Source organism: Streptomyces desertarenae, from assembly GCF_042681365.1.
In the GTDB taxonomy this organism is placed as follows: Bacteria; Actinomycetota; Actinomycetes; order Streptomycetales; family Streptomycetaceae; genus Streptomyces; species Streptomyces desertarenae.
Map to the genome: position 1 here is coordinate 1 of NZ_JBHUFU010000006.1, position 15,017 is coordinate 15,017.

Annotated in this window: 14 protein-coding genes, 3 tRNA genes and 1 rRNA gene; 16 read left to right on the plus strand and 2 right to left on the minus strand. The window is 70.4% G+C overall.

Annotated features, from left to right (window positions below; translation table 11 throughout):
• The 8 genes from rrf to ACFSJS_RS11510 all read left to right on the plus strand — a co-directional run.
• Positions 1-77, plus strand: a 5S ribosomal RNA gene (rrf, locus tag ACFSJS_RS11475); the annotation flags it as partial.
• A gap of 104 nt (positions 78-181) precedes the next feature.
• The gene (locus ACFSJS_RS11480; protein WP_380899661.1) at positions 182-892 is read left to right on the plus strand and encodes a DegT/DnrJ/EryC1/StrS family aminotransferase; all 711 of its coding nucleotides are present in this window, start codon (positions 182-184) and stop codon (positions 890-892) included.
• A gap of 73 nt (positions 893-965) precedes the next feature.
• Positions 966-1,038: transfer RNA gene (locus tag ACFSJS_RS11485), tRNA-Thr, on the plus strand.
• A gap of 47 nt (positions 1,039-1,085) precedes the next feature.
• Positions 1,086-1,158, plus strand: a tRNA-Met gene (locus ACFSJS_RS11490).
• A gap of 92 nt (positions 1,159-1,250) precedes the next feature.
• On the plus strand, positions 1,251-1,415 hold the full coding sequence (gene rpmG, locus ACFSJS_RS11495) for a 50S ribosomal protein L33 (protein ID WP_003948671.1): 165 nt from the start codon (positions 1,251-1,253) through the stop codon (positions 1,413-1,415).
• A gap of 174 nt (positions 1,416-1,589) precedes the next feature.
• Entirely contained in the window at positions 1,590-2,063 is a 474-nt protein-coding gene (locus ACFSJS_RS11500) for an FAS1-like dehydratase domain-containing protein (protein ID WP_380899268.1), read from the plus strand.
• Positions 2,064-2,068: 5 nt separating this feature from the next.
• A complete protein-coding gene (locus ACFSJS_RS11505) occupies positions 2,069-2,503 on the plus strand; it encodes a MaoC family dehydratase (RefSeq protein ID WP_380899269.1) in 435 nt (144 codons plus the stop codon).
• A 79-nt stretch (positions 2,504-2,582) separates the two neighbouring features.
• Entirely contained in the window at positions 2,583-3,638 is a 1,056-nt protein-coding gene (locus ACFSJS_RS11510; RefSeq protein WP_380899270.1) for a UDP-N-acetylmuramate dehydrogenase, read from the plus strand.
• Between the two features lie 25 nt (positions 3,639-3,663).
• Here ACFSJS_RS11510 and ACFSJS_RS11515 read toward each other — a convergent pair whose 3' ends face one another.
• Positions 3,664-4,713, minus strand: a complete 1,050-nt coding sequence (locus ACFSJS_RS11515; protein WP_380899271.1) for an adenosine deaminase — start codon at positions 4,711-4,713, stop codon at positions 3,664-3,666.
• Positions 4,714-4,849: 136 nt separating this feature from the next.
• The gene (locus tag ACFSJS_RS11520) at positions 4,850-6,088 is read right to left on the minus strand and encodes a pyridoxal phosphate-dependent aminotransferase (RefSeq protein WP_380899272.1); all 1,239 of its coding nucleotides are present in this window, start codon (positions 6,086-6,088) and stop codon (positions 4,850-4,852) included.
• A gap of 241 nt (positions 6,089-6,329) precedes the next feature.
• Here ACFSJS_RS11520 and ACFSJS_RS11525 point away from each other — a divergent pair.
• From ACFSJS_RS11525 to rpoB, 8 genes are all read left to right on the plus strand, one after another.
• Positions 6,330-6,402, plus strand: a tRNA-Trp gene (locus ACFSJS_RS11525).
• 121 nt (positions 6,403-6,523) lie between these two features.
• Entirely contained in the window at positions 6,524-6,793 is a 270-nt protein-coding gene (gene secE, locus ACFSJS_RS11530) for a preprotein translocase subunit SecE (RefSeq protein ID WP_380899663.1), read from the plus strand.
• 73 nt (positions 6,794-6,866) lie between these two features.
• On the plus strand, positions 6,867-7,700 hold the full coding sequence (gene nusG / locus ACFSJS_RS11535) for a transcription termination/antitermination protein NusG (RefSeq protein ID WP_380899273.1): 834 nt from the start codon (positions 6,867-6,869) through the stop codon (positions 7,698-7,700).
• A gap of 174 nt (positions 7,701-7,874) precedes the next feature.
• Positions 7,875-8,309: a 50S ribosomal protein L11 gene (rplK, locus tag ACFSJS_RS11540; protein WP_330118307.1), complete on the plus strand. Its 435-nt coding sequence runs from the start codon at positions 7,875-7,877 to the stop codon at positions 8,307-8,309.
• Between the two features lie 275 nt (positions 8,310-8,584).
• Positions 8,585-9,304 (plus strand): 50S ribosomal protein L1, encoded by a 720-nt coding sequence (rplA, locus tag ACFSJS_RS11545; RefSeq protein WP_380899274.1) that lies wholly within the window; start codon positions 8,585-8,587, stop codon positions 9,302-9,304.
• Positions 9,305-10,001: 697 nt separating this feature from the next.
• Positions 10,002-10,556 (plus strand): 50S ribosomal protein L10, encoded by a 555-nt coding sequence (gene rplJ / locus ACFSJS_RS11550; RefSeq protein WP_380899275.1) that lies wholly within the window; start codon positions 10,002-10,004, stop codon positions 10,554-10,556.
• Between the two features lie 91 nt (positions 10,557-10,647).
• Positions 10,648-11,040 carry a 50S ribosomal protein L7/L12 gene (gene rplL, locus ACFSJS_RS11555; RefSeq protein WP_380899276.1) on the plus strand — a complete coding sequence of 131 codons (393 nt, stop codon included), beginning with the start codon at positions 10,648-10,650 and terminating at the stop codon, positions 11,038-11,040.
• Positions 11,041-11,515: 475 nt separating this feature from the next.
• Positions 11,516-15,001 (plus strand): DNA-directed RNA polymerase subunit beta, encoded by a 3,486-nt coding sequence (gene rpoB / locus ACFSJS_RS11560; protein ID WP_380899277.1) that lies wholly within the window; start codon positions 11,516-11,518, stop codon positions 14,999-15,001.
• Positions 15,002-15,017 lie beyond the last annotated feature (16 nt).

The following is a 15,017-nucleotide window of genomic DNA, read 5'->3' on the forward strand; positions in this document are numbered from 1 at the left end:
CGAACCCGGAAGCTAAGCCTTTCAGCGCCGATGGTACTGCATGGGGGACCGTGTGGGAGAGTAGGACGCCGCCGAACAATCTGTTGAGAGCCGTGGTACCCGGACATTTGATCCGGGTACCACGGCTCTTCTGCGTTGTGTCACCGGAAGTTCACGTGGCGCCGTCAGCATCGTGCGCATGATGGGGACGACGCTGAGCGGGACGCTCCGTTCCGAGTTCGAGGCACGCCGGATAGGCGCCGGGGACGAGGTGGTCGTGCCCGCGTACTGCGACCCCGGGGTGGCGGCCGCCGTCCGCCGGGCCGGAGCGCTGCCGGTCTTCGCGGACATCGACCCGGAGAGCCTCTGCCTCGATCCCGCCTCCGTCTCCGCGGCGCTGAGCGAGCGGACCGCGGCCGTGGTGCCCGTCCATCTCTTCGGCCGCACCGCCGACACGGCGTCCATGCGTCTGCTGGCGCAGCGGCACGGCATCCACGTCATCGACCCGGACGGGGAGCCGCCTGCGCCTCCGTCGGTCGAGGAGGTCCGGCGCCGGCAGCTCGCCGAGTTCCTGAACGCCCGTCTGAAGGGCGTGGTCGTCCCCTCCGTCGTGCCGGGCGTCCGGCATGCGTACGAGCAGTACGTGGTGCGGGTGCCGGGGAACGGGCGCCCCGACCGGGACGCCTTCAGGCACGCGCTGAGGGCCCGAGGGGTGGAGTGCCACGTTCCGGTGACAGCCCCCCTGTACAGGCTGCCGGAGTTCCGGACGGACGTGTGGCTGCCCGAGACCGAACGCGCGGTGGGGGAGTGCCTGGCGCTTCCGCTGGACGCCTCCATGTCCCGCCGCGAGCTCCAGAGGATCGTCTCGGCCTGCAACGCACTGGGCGGGCTGCTGATGGAGCCCGCCTGCTGAAGGCCGGAGGCGGCGGGGCGGAAGGGTGGTCGGGACGGCCCCGGGAGTCGGGTATGATCTATACCGCTGGCTCGCCCCAATAGCTCAGTCGGCAGAGCGTCTCCATGGTAAGGAGAAGGTCTACGGTTCGATTCCGTATTGGGGCTCTGATGTGTGAGGCTTCCCGTCCTTCGACGGGAGCCACCCGCATCGCGGCGGTGTAGCTCAGTCGGTAGAGCAAACGGCTCATAATCGTTGTGTCACCGGTTCGAGTCCGGTCACCGCTACTTACCTCACTCAGTAGCCGATTGCGGGGTCGGTCCTCCGATCGGCTACTCTTTCTGCGTTAAACCCGTCCCAGCCGTCAAGGAGCACTCACGTGGCTGCCACCGACGTCCGCCCGAAGATCACGCTGGCCTGCGTGGAGTGCAAGGAGCGGAACTACATCACCAAGAAGAACCGGCGCAACAACCCGGACCGTCTTGAGATGAAGAAGCACTGCCCGCGCTGCAACGCCCACACCGCGCACCGCGAGACGCGATAACCCGCGACCGGCCAGGCCGCCGCGCGCACAGACACACGACCGTGAGGCCGCCCCCGTTGCGGGGGCGGCCTCACGGCGTTCGGGACGCCGCGGAGCGCCGGCGCAGCCATCCCGGCGGCCCGGCGGGAAGCGTCCCGGAGCAGCCACCAGCAAGCCGTATGGAGGTACCGGGCCATGGCGCTCGACCAGTCCTTCGTGGGGCGGAGCTATCCGCCCACCGAGCCCTACGAGGTCGGCAGGGAGAAGATCCGCGAGTTCGCCGAGGCCATCGGGGACCCCAACCCCGCGTACACGGATCCGGAGGCGGCCCGGGCGCTGGGCCACCCCGACGTGATCGCCCCGCCCACGTTCGTCTTCGCCATCACCTTCAAGGCGGCCGGGGCGGTCGTGGAGGACCCGCAGCTCGGACTGGACTACAGCCGGGTCGTCCACGGCAACCAGAAGTTCGCCTACACGCGCGCGGTGCGCGCCGGCGACCGCCTCACCGTCACCTCCACCATCGAGTCGGTCAGGTCCATGGCCGGGAACGAGGTCCTGGACATCCGCGGCGAGGTGCACGACGAGAAGGGCGAGCACGTGGTGACCGCCTGGACCAAGCTGGTGGCCCGTTCCGCCGGGGACGCCGGGGACGGGAAGCAGGGGGAGTGACGGAGATGGCAGCGAAGATCGCCTACGCGGAGGTCGGCGTCGGCACGGAACTCCCCGCGCGGAGTTTCCCCGTGACCCGCGCCACGCTCGTGCGGTACGCGGGCGCCTCCGGCGACTTCAACCCGATCCACTGGAACGAGCGCTTCGCCCGGGAGGTCGGGCTCCCCGGCGTCATCGCCCACGGCATGTTCACCATGGCCGAGGCCGCCCGCGTGGTCACCGACTGGACCGGCGACCCGGGCGCGCTGGTGGAGTACGGGGTGCGGTTCACCCGGCCCGTCGTCGTCCCCGACGACGACGAGGGCGCCGTGATCGAGGTCACCGGGAAGGTCGCCGAGAAGCTGGACGACGAGGCCCGCACCGTCCGGGTGGACCTGACCGCCACCAGCGCGGGCCAGAAGGTGCTGGGCATGTCCCGCGCCGTCGTCCGGCTCGCCTGACCCGGGGCGCCGCGACACCGCGGGGACGACGGGGAGCGGCCGTGCGGGGACGCGCGGCCGCTCTCGTACGCTTGGGCCCGTGCAGGAACTCCACGACGCGCCCCTCGCCCCGCTGACCACCTTCCGCCTGGGAGGCCCGGCCGCCCGCCTGGTGACGGCCACCACCGACGAGGAGGTGGTCGAGGCGGTGCGCGCCGCCGACGCCGCCGGCACCCCGCTGCTGGTCGTCGGCGGCGGCAGCAACCTCGTCATCGCCGACGAGGGCTTCGACGGCACCGCCCTGCGCATCGCCACCACCGGCTTCCGCCTGGAGGGCACCCGCCTGGAGCTGGCCGCGGGCGAGAACTGGTCCGACGCCGTGGCCCGCACCGTCGAGGCGGGACTGGCCGGCGTCGAGTGCATGGCCGGCATCCCCGGCTCCGCCGGCGCCACCCCCATCCAGAACGTCGGCGCCTACGGCCAGGAGGTCTCCGCCACGATCACCGAGGTCGTCGCCTACGACCGCCGCGGCGGCCGCGTCGTCACCCTCCCCGCGGCCGAGTGCGGCTTCTCCTACCGGCACAGCCGCTTCAAGGCCGACCCCACCCGCTTCGTCGTCCTGCGCGTCCGCTTCGTGCTGGAGGACGCCGGCGGGCTCTCCGCACCGCTGCGCTACGCCGAGACCGCCCGCGCGCTGGGCGTCTCGGTCGGCGACCGGGTGCCGCTGGAGCGGGCCCGCGAGACGGTCCTGAAGCTGCGGGCCGGCAAGGGCATGGTGCTCGACCCGGAGGACCACGACACCTGGTCCGCCGGCTCCTTCTTCACCAACCCCGTCCTCACCGAGGCCGAGCACGCGGCCTTCCTGGCCCGCGTCGCCGACCGCCTGGGCCCCGACGCCGTGCCGCCCGCCTACCCGGCCGGCGACGGCCTGGTGAAGACCTCGGCCGCCTGGCTGATCGACAAGGCGGGCTTCACCAAGGGGTACGGCGAGGGTCCGGCCCGGATCTCCACCAAGCACACCCTGGCCCTGACCAACCGGGGCTCGGCCACCACCGCCGACCTGCTCGCCCTGGCCCGCGAGGTCCGCGACGGCGTGTACGCGGCCTTCGGCGTGACGCTCGTCAACGAGCCGGTGACCGTCGGCTGCTCCCTGTAGGACCGCTCCGGCCGGTCAGGGGCTGTCAGGCGGCCGCTCCGTGCGGCTCCCCGGGCTCCGCGGCCAGCCAGGCGTCGATGTCCGCGAGGATCGCCCTGCGGACGTCCTCCGGGGCGCGCGAGCCGCGCACCGACTGCCGGGCCAGCTCGGCCAGTTCGGCGTCGGTGAAGCCGTGGTGCCGCCGCACGATCTCGTACTGCGCGGCCAGCCGCGAGCCGAACAGCAGCGGGTCGTCGGCGCCCAGCGCCATCGGCACGCCCGCCTCGAACAGCGTCCGCACCGGTACGTCCTCGTACTTGTCGTACACGCCCAGCGCCACGTTGGAGGCCGGGCAGACCTCGCAGGTCACGCCCTGGTCGGCCAGCCGCGCCAGCAGCCGCGGATCCTCGGCGGCGCGCACCCCGTGCCCGATGCGGCCCGCGCGGAGGTCGTCCAGGCAGTCGGCGACGCTGTCCGGTCCCGCCAGCTCGCCGCCGTGCGGGGCCGCCAGCAGCCCGCCCCGGCGCGCGATGGCGAAGGCCCGGTCGAAGTCGCGGGCGAAGCCGCGCCGCTCGTCGTTGGAGAGCCCGAAGCCCACGATCCCGCGGTCGGCGTAGCGCACCGCCAGCCGGGCCAGGGTGCGGGCGTCCAGCGGGTGCTTGACGCGGTTGGCGGCCACCAGCACCCGCATGCCCAGCCCGGTCTCCCGGCTCGCGCTCTCCACCGCGTCCAGGATGATCTCCAGCGCCGGGATCAGCCCGCCCAGCCGGGGGGCGTACGAGGTGGGGTCGACCTGGATCTCCAGCCAGCGGGAGCCGTCCCGCACGTCCTCCTCGGCCGCCTCGCGGACCAGCCGCCGGATGTCCTCGGGGGTGCGCAGGCAGGACCGTGCGATGTCGTACAGCCGCTGGAAGCGGAACCAGCCCCGCTCGTCCGTGGCCCGCAGCTTCGGGTGCAGGCCGCTGCTGAGGGCGTCGGGCAGGTGGACGCCGTACCGGTCGGCGAGCTCCAACAGGGTGTCGGAGCGCATCGATCCGGTGAAGTGCAGGTGCAGGTGGGCCTTCGGCAGCTTGCGTACGTCGCGCACACTCTCCATTCCCAGATCTTGCCGCATGCCGCGAGACGCCCGGAAGCCGGCCGCCCCGATCGGGGCGCGGGGCGAACACGCGAGCGGGCCCGCCGGGAGACCTCCCGGCGGGCCCGCCCGCCATCGCGCCGAGGGACCGGGCCGCTCAGGCCTTCGCCTCGGCCAGCAGCTTCTGGATCCGGGAGACGCCCTCGACCAGGTCCTCGTCGCCCAGCGCGTAGGAGAGCCGCAGGTAGCCGGGGGTGCCGAACGCCTCGCCGGGCACGACCGCGACCTCGGCCTCCTCCAGGATCACCTCGGCCAGCTCCACGCTCGTGGCCGGCCGCCTGCCGCGGATCTCCCTGCCGAGCACGCCCTTGACCGACGGGTAGGCGTAGAAGGCGCCCTCGGGCTCGGGGCAGGTGACGCCGTCGATCTCGTTCAGCATCCGCACGATCGTCTTCCGGCGCCGGTCGAAGGCCTCGCGCATCCGCGCCACGGCCTCCAGGTCGCCGGAGACGGCGGCCAGCGCGGCGGCCTGGGCGACGTTGGAGACGTTGGAGGTGGCGTGCGACTGGAGGTTGGCGGCGGCCTTCACCACGTCCTTCGGGCCGATGACCCAGCCCACGCGCCAGCCGGTCATGGCGTAGGTCTTGGCCACGCCGTTGACCACGATGCAGCGGTCGGCCAGCTCGGGGACGACCACCGGCAGGGAGGTGAACTCGGCGTCGCCGTAGACGAGGTGCTCGTAGATCTCGTCGGTGAGCACCCACAGGCCGTGCTCGGCGGCCCAGCGGCCGATCTCCTCGACCTGCTCCCGGGAGTAGACCGCGCCGGTCGGGTTGGAGGGGGAGACGAACACCAGGACCTTGGTGCGCTCGGTGCGGGCCGCCTCCAGCTGCTCGACGGAGGCCCGGTAGCCGGTGGTCTCGTCGGTGACCACGGGGACCGGGACGCCGCCGGCGAGCTTGATCGACTCGGGGTAGGTCGTCCAGTACGGGGCGGGGACGACGACCTCGTCGCCCGGGTCGAGGATCGCGGCGAACGCCTCGTAGATCGCCTGCTTGCCGCCGTTGGTGACCAGGACCTGGGAGGCCTCGACCGCGTAGCCGGAGTCGCGCAGCGTCTTGGCGGCGATGGCCTCCTTCAGCTCGGGGAGCCCACCGGCCGGGGTGTAGCGGTGGAAGCGCGGGTTCCGGCAGGCCTCCACGGCGGCCTCGACGATGTAGTCGGGCGTCGGGAAGTCGGGCTCGCCCGCACCGAAGCCGATCACCGGCCGCCCGGCGGCCTTGAGGGCCTTGGCCTTGGCGTCGACGGCGAGGGTGGCGGACTCGGAGATGGAGCCGATCCGGGCCGAGACCCGGCGCTCGGCGGGTGACTGGTTGCCAGGGGTTGCAGCGGTCATGGGGGCATCGTCGCAGACCCCGCCGCGCACCGGCACACCGGTTTGGACCGGAAGGCACCGGAAGGGGACGGTGGGGCCGCGGCGGCCGGCGGGGACGATCCGGGAGGTTGGGGAGATCCGGGGTTACGTGTTCGACGGCGGGGCGTGAAGCACGTACACTCACCGTCGTTGGTTCCGACCGATCACGCCGAACCGCGCACTCCGCGGCACCGTTCGGATGCGGTAGGTTGGGGAGCGACAAAGGGTCGTAGCTCAATTGGTAGAGCACCGGTCTCCAAAACCGGCGGTTGGGGGTTCAAGTCCCTCCGGCCCTGCTTCACGCATCTGAACCAGGGATGCGTGCACGTGTACGTACTGGACGCACCGCCGTACGGCCGGGCCGGACGCGGCACGGCACGCGGCCAGACCCGGATCAGGTGAGCGCGAGTGGCGGAGATCACGGACTCCATCGAGGTCCCAGAGCCCGGGCGGTCGCAGGACGACGGCAAGCCCCGGCGCGGAAAGCGCGGGAAGAAGGGCCCTCTGGGCCGCCTCGCGCTGTTCTACCGCCAGATCGTCGCGGAGCTCCGCAAGGTCGTCTGGCCCACCAAGCGGCAGCTCTCCACCTACACCACAGTGGTGATCATCTTCGTGGTCGTCGTCATCGGCCTGGTGAGCGTGATTGACTGGGGGTTCACCGAGGTCGTCAAGTACGTCTTCGGCTGATCGCCCGCGGAGTGCCCCTCCGAGGCACCTTTCCGCATGTTCGACCCCTTGAAGCCAGGAAGAAGCAGCCACCGTGTCTGACCCGAACCTGAACGACGCCGTCGACCCTGCCGAGGGCGACGACACCGCGCCCGACGCCGTCGAGACGGTGGACGAGGCGGAGGACGGCGTCGACCGGGCCGAAGCTGCCGACGTCGCCGGGGAGGACGAGCCGACCGGGGAGGCGGAGGAGACCGCCGAGACCGACGGTGAGGCCGAGGAGGCGGAGGAGACCGCGGAGGAGGAGCCGGCCGACCCGGTCGCCGCCCTCCGCGAGGAGCTGCGCACACTGCCCGGCGAGTGGTACGTCATCCACACCTACGCGGGCTACGAGAAGCGCGTGAAGGCCAACCTGGAGCAGCGGGCCGTCTCGCTGAACGTCGAGGACTTCATCTACCAGGCCGAGGTCCCCGAGGAAGAGATCGTCCAGATCAAGAACGGCGAGCGCAAGAACGTCCGTCAGAACAAGCTCCCCGGCTACGTGCTGGTGCGCATGGACCTGACCAACGAGTCCTGGGGCGTCGTCCGCAACACCCCGGGCGTGACCGGCTTCGTCGGCAACGCCTACGACCCGTACCCGCTGACGCTGGACGAGGTCGTCAAGATGCTCGCCCCCGAGGCCGAGGAGCGCGCCGCCGCGGAGGCGGCCGCCGAGGCCGGGATGCCGGCGCCGAGCCGCAAGGTCGAGGTCCAGGTGCTGGACTTCGAGGTCGGCGACTCGGTCACCGTCACCGACGGTCCGTTCGCGACGCTCCAGGCGACGATCAACGAGATCAACCCCGACTCCAAGAAGGTCAAGGGCCTCGTCGAGATCTTCGGTCGCGAGACCCCGGTCGAGCTGAGCTTCGACCAGATCCAGAAGAACTGACCCGGTTCTTCCGGTCACCGACTTCGGCCAGGTCGGACCGTCCCCGAGGACGGTCTGACCTGGCCGGTTTCAGAACGTGCTGCGATACGGGCTATCGTGGTGCGGTATGCCTCCGTGCGGGTGCGCGCACCCGGCGGGGCAGTCATCACCTCTCACTCAGGACCCGGAGAGAGCATGCCTCCCAAGAAGAAGAAGGTCACGGGGCTCATCAAGCTCCAGATCCAGGCCGGCGCCGCGAACCCGGCTCCGCCGGTCGGCCCCGCGCTGGGCCAGCACGGCGTCAACATCATGGAGTTCTGCAAGGCCTACAACGCCGCGACCGAGTCGCAGCGCGGCTGGGTCATCCCGGTGGAGATCACGGTCTACGAGGACCGCTCCTTCACCTTCATCACCAAGACCCCGCCGGCCGCGAAGATGATCCTCAAGGCCGCCGGCATCGAGAAGGGCTCCGGCGAGCCCCACACCAAGAAGGTCGCGAAGATCACGCGCGAGCAGGTGCGTGAGATCGCCACCACCAAGATGCCCGACCTCAACGCCAACGACCTGGACGCCGCCGAGAAGATCATCGCCGGCACCGCGCGTTCCATGGGCGTCACCGTCGAGGGCTGAGCCCCGCTCCGCGGTACCCGCGAAGCACACGGCCCGCTCCGCCGCACGGCGTCCCCGCGCCGGTGAGCGAGCCGGAGGGCGCGCCGGGGCCGGGAGCGCCCGAGGACACAGCGTGTGGACCTCCCGGCGGTGACCGGGGGAGAGCGAAGTCCGAGGAGCACCGGTACCGGGCACGGGCGTCCCGAGGCGAACCGAGCCTCCTGAAGAAGGAAAGTGGCAGGGTCAGGCGCTGGCCCCCTGGACCACGACTCCGCAACAAGAAAACTGGAGCAGAAGTGAAGCGCAGCAAGGCTCTCCGCAGTGCGGACGCCAAGGTCGACCGGACGCGGCTCTACGCCCCGCTGGAGGCCGTCCGCCTCGCCAAGGAGACCTCCCCGACCAAGTTCGACGCGACCGTCGAGGTCGCCATGCGCCTGGGCGTCGACCCGCGCAAGGCCGACCAGATGGTGCGCGGCACCGTGAACCTCCCGCACGGCACCGGTAAGACCGCCCGGGTCCTGGTCTTCGCGACCGGTGACCGTGCCGCGGCCGCGGAAGCCGCCGGCGCCGACATCGTCGGCTCCGACGAACTGATCGACGAGGTCTCCAAGGGCCGTCTGGACTTCGACGCCGTCGTCGCCACCCCGGACCTGATGGGCAAGGTCGGCCGCCTCGGCCGCGTGCTCGGTCCCCGTGGTCTGATGCCGAACCCGAAGACCGGCACCGTCACCCCGGACGTGGCCAAGGCCGTGACCGACATCAAGGGCGGCAAGATCGAGTTCCGCGTCGACAAGCACGCCAACCTCCACTTCATCATCGGCAAGGTCTCGTTCGACGAGAAGCAGCTGGTGGAGAACTACGCGGCGGCGCTGGAGGAGATCCTGCGGCTCAAGCCGTCCGCGGCCAAGGGCCGGTACGTCAAGAAGGCCGTCATCACCACCACGATGGGCCCCGGCATCCAGATCGACCCCAACCGCACCCGCAACCTCCTCGCCGAGGAGGAGGTCGCCGTCTGACCGGACGCGACCACCGGGGGCGCGGGGCCGCAGGGCCCGGGCCGCAGGCATGAGCCCGAAGGGCCGTGTTCCGCCTCGATACGAGGCGGAACACGGCCCTTCGCCGTGCGCGGGCCGGCACGGCGAACGCACCGGACGCCACACCGGCACGAGGAGACCGCGCGCCCGGCGGGCAGGACCGCGCCGGGGGCCGCGGGGCCGGCCGCCGCCGCGGTCCTCGCCGGCTGCGCGGGCGGGCCGCGGGCGAGGGGTGGACCCGGAGGCGCCGGAGGACGGCTCCGGCGGCCGGGAGCCGGTCCGGTCGGCGGTCGGCGGCCTGGGGGCCGCGAACCGGGACCCGTCCCGGCGGGCGGGGCCCCGGCCGGCCTCCGGCGGTCTGATTTGCCTGTCGCGGCGGCGTTCGCGTACTCTTCGACGGAAGCCAAAGACCGCTGGTCGTTGCCGTGCCCGCCGGGATCTCCCGCAGAACCCGGAGCACGGCGGCCGAAGGATCCGCTTGGAGCGGGCGACCTGCGCAGGTGACATGGAGGACTCCCGGACGTGGTTCCGGTCGAGTCACGCCCCGTGCGCCTGCGCCGGGGCGTTTCGTTTTGCGCAAGTCCCCTTCCTCGTGCGCCCGACGTGGGCGGTCCGGCGTCATGACCTGCCGAAAGGCACGGTCGAGGATCGCATCACCCGGAAAGGAGGGCCGAGGCTCATGGCGAGTCCCGACAAGGTCGCAGCTGTCGAGGAGATCAAGGAGAACTTCCAGAACTCCAATGCCGCCGTTGTGACCGCGTACACCGGTCTCAGCGTCGCACAGCTCAAGGACCTGCGCCGTTCTCTCGGTGAGAACGCTCAGTACCGTGTGGCGAAGAACACGCTGACCAAGATCGCGGCCAACGAGGCCGGGGTCACCGAGCTCGACGAGTTCTTCGTCGGCTCCACCGCTGTCGCCTTCGTGACCGGTGACCCGGTCGAGGCGGCGAAGAGCCTGCGTGACTTCGCCAAGGACAACCCCCAGCTCGTCATCAAGGGCGGTGTCCTCGAGGGCAAGGCGCTCAACGCCGAAGAGATCAACAGGCTCGCGGACCTCGAGTCCCGCGAGGTGCTGCTCGCCAAGCTGGCCGGTGGCATGAAGGCGTCCATGGCGAAGGCCGCGGCGACCTTCCAGGCCCCGCTGTCGAAGTTCGTCCGCACCGCGGACGCCCTTCGCGCCAAGCAGGAGGAGCAGGGCGGTGCCGGTACGCCGGCTCCCGCCGAGGCCGAGTAACCCCTCCGGCGCACTCGGTCGCAGCGGGCCCCTGTACGCCCGCCGACATGAACACCCCGGCACCAGCCGACTTAGTGGAAGGACCGCCACCATGGCGAAGCTCAGCCAGGAAGAGCTGCTCGAGCAGTTCAGCGAGATGACCCTCATCGAGCTCTCCGAGTTCGTGAAGGCCTTCGAGGAGAAGTTCGACGTCGAGGCCGCCGCCCCGGTCGCCGTCGCCGCCGCCGCCGGTGGTGCCGCCGCCGGCGGTGCCGCCGAGGCCCCGGAGGAGAAGGACGAGTTCGACGTCATCCTCACCGGCGCCGGCGACAAGAAGATCCAGGTCATCAAGGTCGTGCGCGAGCTGACCTCCCTCGGTCTGAAGGAGGCCAAGGACCTGGTCGACGGCACCCCGAAGCCGGTCCTGGAGAAGGTCAACAAGGAGGCCGCCGACAAGGCCGCCGAGGCCCTCAAGGGCGCCGGCGCCTCCGTCGAGGTCAAGTGAACCGAGTGACCCCGGTCACTTGCGGAGTCCGCTGACTCCTCACCTTCCGAAGGCGATCACCCATGCGGGTGGTCGCCTTCGGTCGTTTCCGCGATGGGCGTATCGCCTGGCGAGGAGGGGGAGGTAAGGTGATCACCGCTGTCCGGCCTCCTCCTCTCCAGTGATCCCGGAGAGGCGGGGCCTTGACGAACCGCACGTAGCGCGCAATTCTCAGGACGCGGCGTCACACGATCCACGGTCCGAGGCATGGATCGCCGGCGAAGTGGGAAACCTTGCGGCAGGCGTTGAACAACGAGGGGTTCGCCCCTCCCGGAGGGAGAGATTGGTACCTCGTGCCGGTCTCCGGAATGTGCACTGGACATCAGTGGGCCATGTGGCTACACTGACCCTTTGCGCTGCCTATTAACTGCCCCCTGCCCGTCACCAGGGGCACGGTATGCGCGTAGTGAGTCCGAGCCCTCGGAAGGACCCCCTCTTGGCCGCCTCGCGCAACGCCTCGACCGCCCATTCGAACAACGGCGCCAGCACCGCCCCGCTGCGTATCTCCTTTGCGAAGATCAAGGAGCCCCTCGGGGTTCCGAACCTCCTCGCGCTGCAGACCGAGAGTTTTGACTGGCTGCTCGGCAACGACGCCTGGAAGGCTCGCGTCGAGGCGGCGCTGGAGCGCGGTGAGGACGTCCCCACCAAGTCCGGTCTGGAGGAGATCTTCGAGGAGATCTCCCCGATCGAGGACTTCTCGGGGTCGATGTCGCTGACCTTCCGCGACCACCGCTTCGAGCCGCCGAAGAACTCGATCGACGAGTGCAAGGAGCGCGACTTCACCTACGCCGCGCCCCTCTTCGTCACCGCCGAGTTCACCAACAACGAGACCGGCGAGATCAAGTCCCAGACGGTCTTCATGGGCGACTTCCCGCTCATGACCAACAAGGGCACCTTCGTCATCAACGGCACCGAGCGTGTCGTGGTCTCGCAGCTGGTGCGCTCGCCGGGCGTCTACTTCGACAGCACCATCGACAAGACCTCCGACAAGGACATCTTCTCCGCCAAGATCATCCCCTCGCGGGGTGCCTGGCTGGAGATGGAGATCGACAAGCGCGACATGGTCGGCGTCCGCATCGACCGCAAGCGCAAGCAGTCCGTCACCGTCCTCCTCAAGGCGCTCGGCTGGACCAACGAGCAGATCCTGGAGGAGTTCGGCCAGTACGAGTCCATGCGCGCCACCCTGGAGAAGGACCACACCCAGGGTCAGGACGACGCGCTGCTCGACATCTACCGCAAGCTGCGTCCGGGCGAGCCCCCGACCCGTGAGGCCGCGCAGACGCTGCTGGAGAACCTCTACTTCAACCCCAAGCGCTACGACCTGGCCAAGGTCGGCCGGTACAAGATCAACCGGAAGCTCGGCGGCGACCAGCCGCTGGACGCCGGCGTGCTGACCGTCGACGACGTCATCGCCACGATCAAGTACCTGGTCAAGCTGCACGCGGGCGAGACCGAGACGGTCGGCGAGAACGGCCAGACGATCGTCGTCGAGACCGACGACATCGACCACTTCGGCAACCGCCGCCTGCGCAACGTCGGCGAGCTCATCCAGAACCAGGTCCGCACCGGCCTGGCCCGCATGGAGCGCGTCGTCCGCGAGCGGATGACCACCCAGGACGTCGAGGCGATCACGCCGCAGACCCTGATCAACATCCGGCCGGTCGTCGCCTCCATCAAGGAGTTCTTCGGCACCAGCCAGCTCTCCCAGTTCATGGACCAGACGAACCCGCTGTCGGGCCTGACCCACAAGCGCCGCCTGTCCGCGCTGGGCCCGGGCGGTCTGAGCCGTGAGCGGGCGGGCTTCGAGGTCCGCGACGTGCACCCGTCGCACTACGGCCGCATGTGCCCGATCGAGACCCCCGAAGGCCCGAACATCGGTCTGATCGGCTCGCTGGCCTCCTACGGCCGGGTCAACGCCTTCGGCTTCGTCGAGACCCCCTACCGCCGCGTGGTCGACGGTGTGGTCACCGACGAGGTGCACTACCTGACCGCCGACGAGGAGGACCGCTACGTCATCGCGCAGGCCAACGCGCCGCTGACCGAGGACATGCGGTTCGCCGAGAGCCGCGTCCTGGTCCGCCGCCGCGGCGGCGAGGTCGACTACATCCCCGGCGACGAGGTCGACTACATGGACGTCTCGCCGCGCCAGATGGTGTCGGTCGCGACCGCCATGATCCCGTTCCTGGAGCACGACGACGCCAACCGCGCGCTCATGGGCTCGAACATGATGCGCCAGGCCGTCCCGCTGATCCGGGCCGAGGCCCCGCTGGTCGGCACCGGCATGGAGTACCGCTGCGCGGTCGACGCCGGTGACGTCATCAAGGCCGAGAAGGACGGCGTGGTCCAGGAGGTCTCCGCGGACTACATCACGGTGGCCAACGACGACGGCACGTACACCACGTACCGGGTCGCCAAGTTCTTCCGCTCCAACCAGGGCACCTCCTTCAACCAGAAGGTGATCGTGGACGAGGGTGACCGCGTGGTCACCGGCCAGGTCCTCGCCGACGGCCCCTCGACCGACGAGGGCGAGATGGCGCTCGGCAAGAACCTGCTCGTGGCGTTCATGCCGTGGGAGGGCCACAACTACGAGGACGCGATCATCCTGTCGCAGCGCCTCGTGCAGGACGACGTCCTCTCCTCGATCCACATCGAGGAGCACGAGGTCGACGCCCGCGACACCAAGCTGGGCCCCGAGGAGATCACCCGGGACATCCCGAACGTCTCCGAGGAGGTCCTGGCCGACCTCGACGAGCGCGGCATCATCCGCATCGGCGCCGAGGTCGAGGCCGGCGACATCCTGGTCGGCAAGGTCACGCCGAAGGGCGAGACGGAGCTGACCCCGGAGGAGCGCCTGCTGCGCGCGATCTTCGGTGAGAAGGCCCGCGAGGTCCGCGACACCTCGCTGAAGGTGCCGCACGGCGAGACCGGCAAGGTCATCGGCGTCCGCGTCTTCGACCGCGAGGAGGGCGACGAGCTGCCTCCGGGCGTCAACCAGCTCGTCCGCGTCTACGTGGCCCAGAAGCGCAAGATCACCGACGGTGACAAGCTCGCCGGCCGCCACGGCAACAAGGGCGTCATCTCCAAGATCCTGCCGATCGAGGACATGCCGTTCATGGAGGACGGCACCCCGGTCGACGTCATCCTCAACCCGCTCGGCGTCCCGTCCCGCATGAACCCGGGACAGGTCCTCGAGATCCACCTGGGCTGGCTCGCCTCCCAGGGCTGGAAGGTCGAGGGGCTCGACGAGGAGTGGAAGAAGCGGCTGGCCGCGATCGGCGCCGACGACGTCGCCCCGCGCACCAACGTCGCCACCCCGGTGTTCGACGGTGCCCGCGAGGACGAGATCGCCGGTCTGTTCGAGGCCACCCTGCCCAACCGCGACGGGGACCGGCTGGTCCTGCCCTCCGGCAAGGCCCGGCTCTTCGACGGCCGCTCCGGCGAGCCGTTCCCGGACCCGATCTCGGTCGGTTACATGTACATCCTCAAGCTCCACCACCTGGTCGACGACAAGCTGCACGCCCGCTCGACCGGTCCGTACTCCATGATCACCCAGCAGCCGCTGGGCGGTAAGGCCCAGTTCGGCGGCCAGCGCTTCGGTGAGATGGAGGTGTGGGCGCTGGAGGCGTACGGTGCCGCGTACGCCCTCCAGGAGCTGCTGACCATCAAGTCCGACGACGTCACCGGCCGCGTGAAGGTCTACGAGGCCATCGTCAAGGGCGAGAACATCCCCGAGCCTGGCATCCCCGAGTCCTTCAAGGTGCTCATCAAGGAGATGCAGTCCCTGTGCCTCAACGTGGAGGTGCTGTCCAGCGACGGCATGTCCATCGAGATGCGCGACACCGACGAGGACGTCTTCCGCGCCGCGGAAGAGCTCGGCATCGACCTGTCCCGGCGCGAGCCGAGCAGCGTCGAAGAGGTCTGACGGGCCGGCCGGGGCA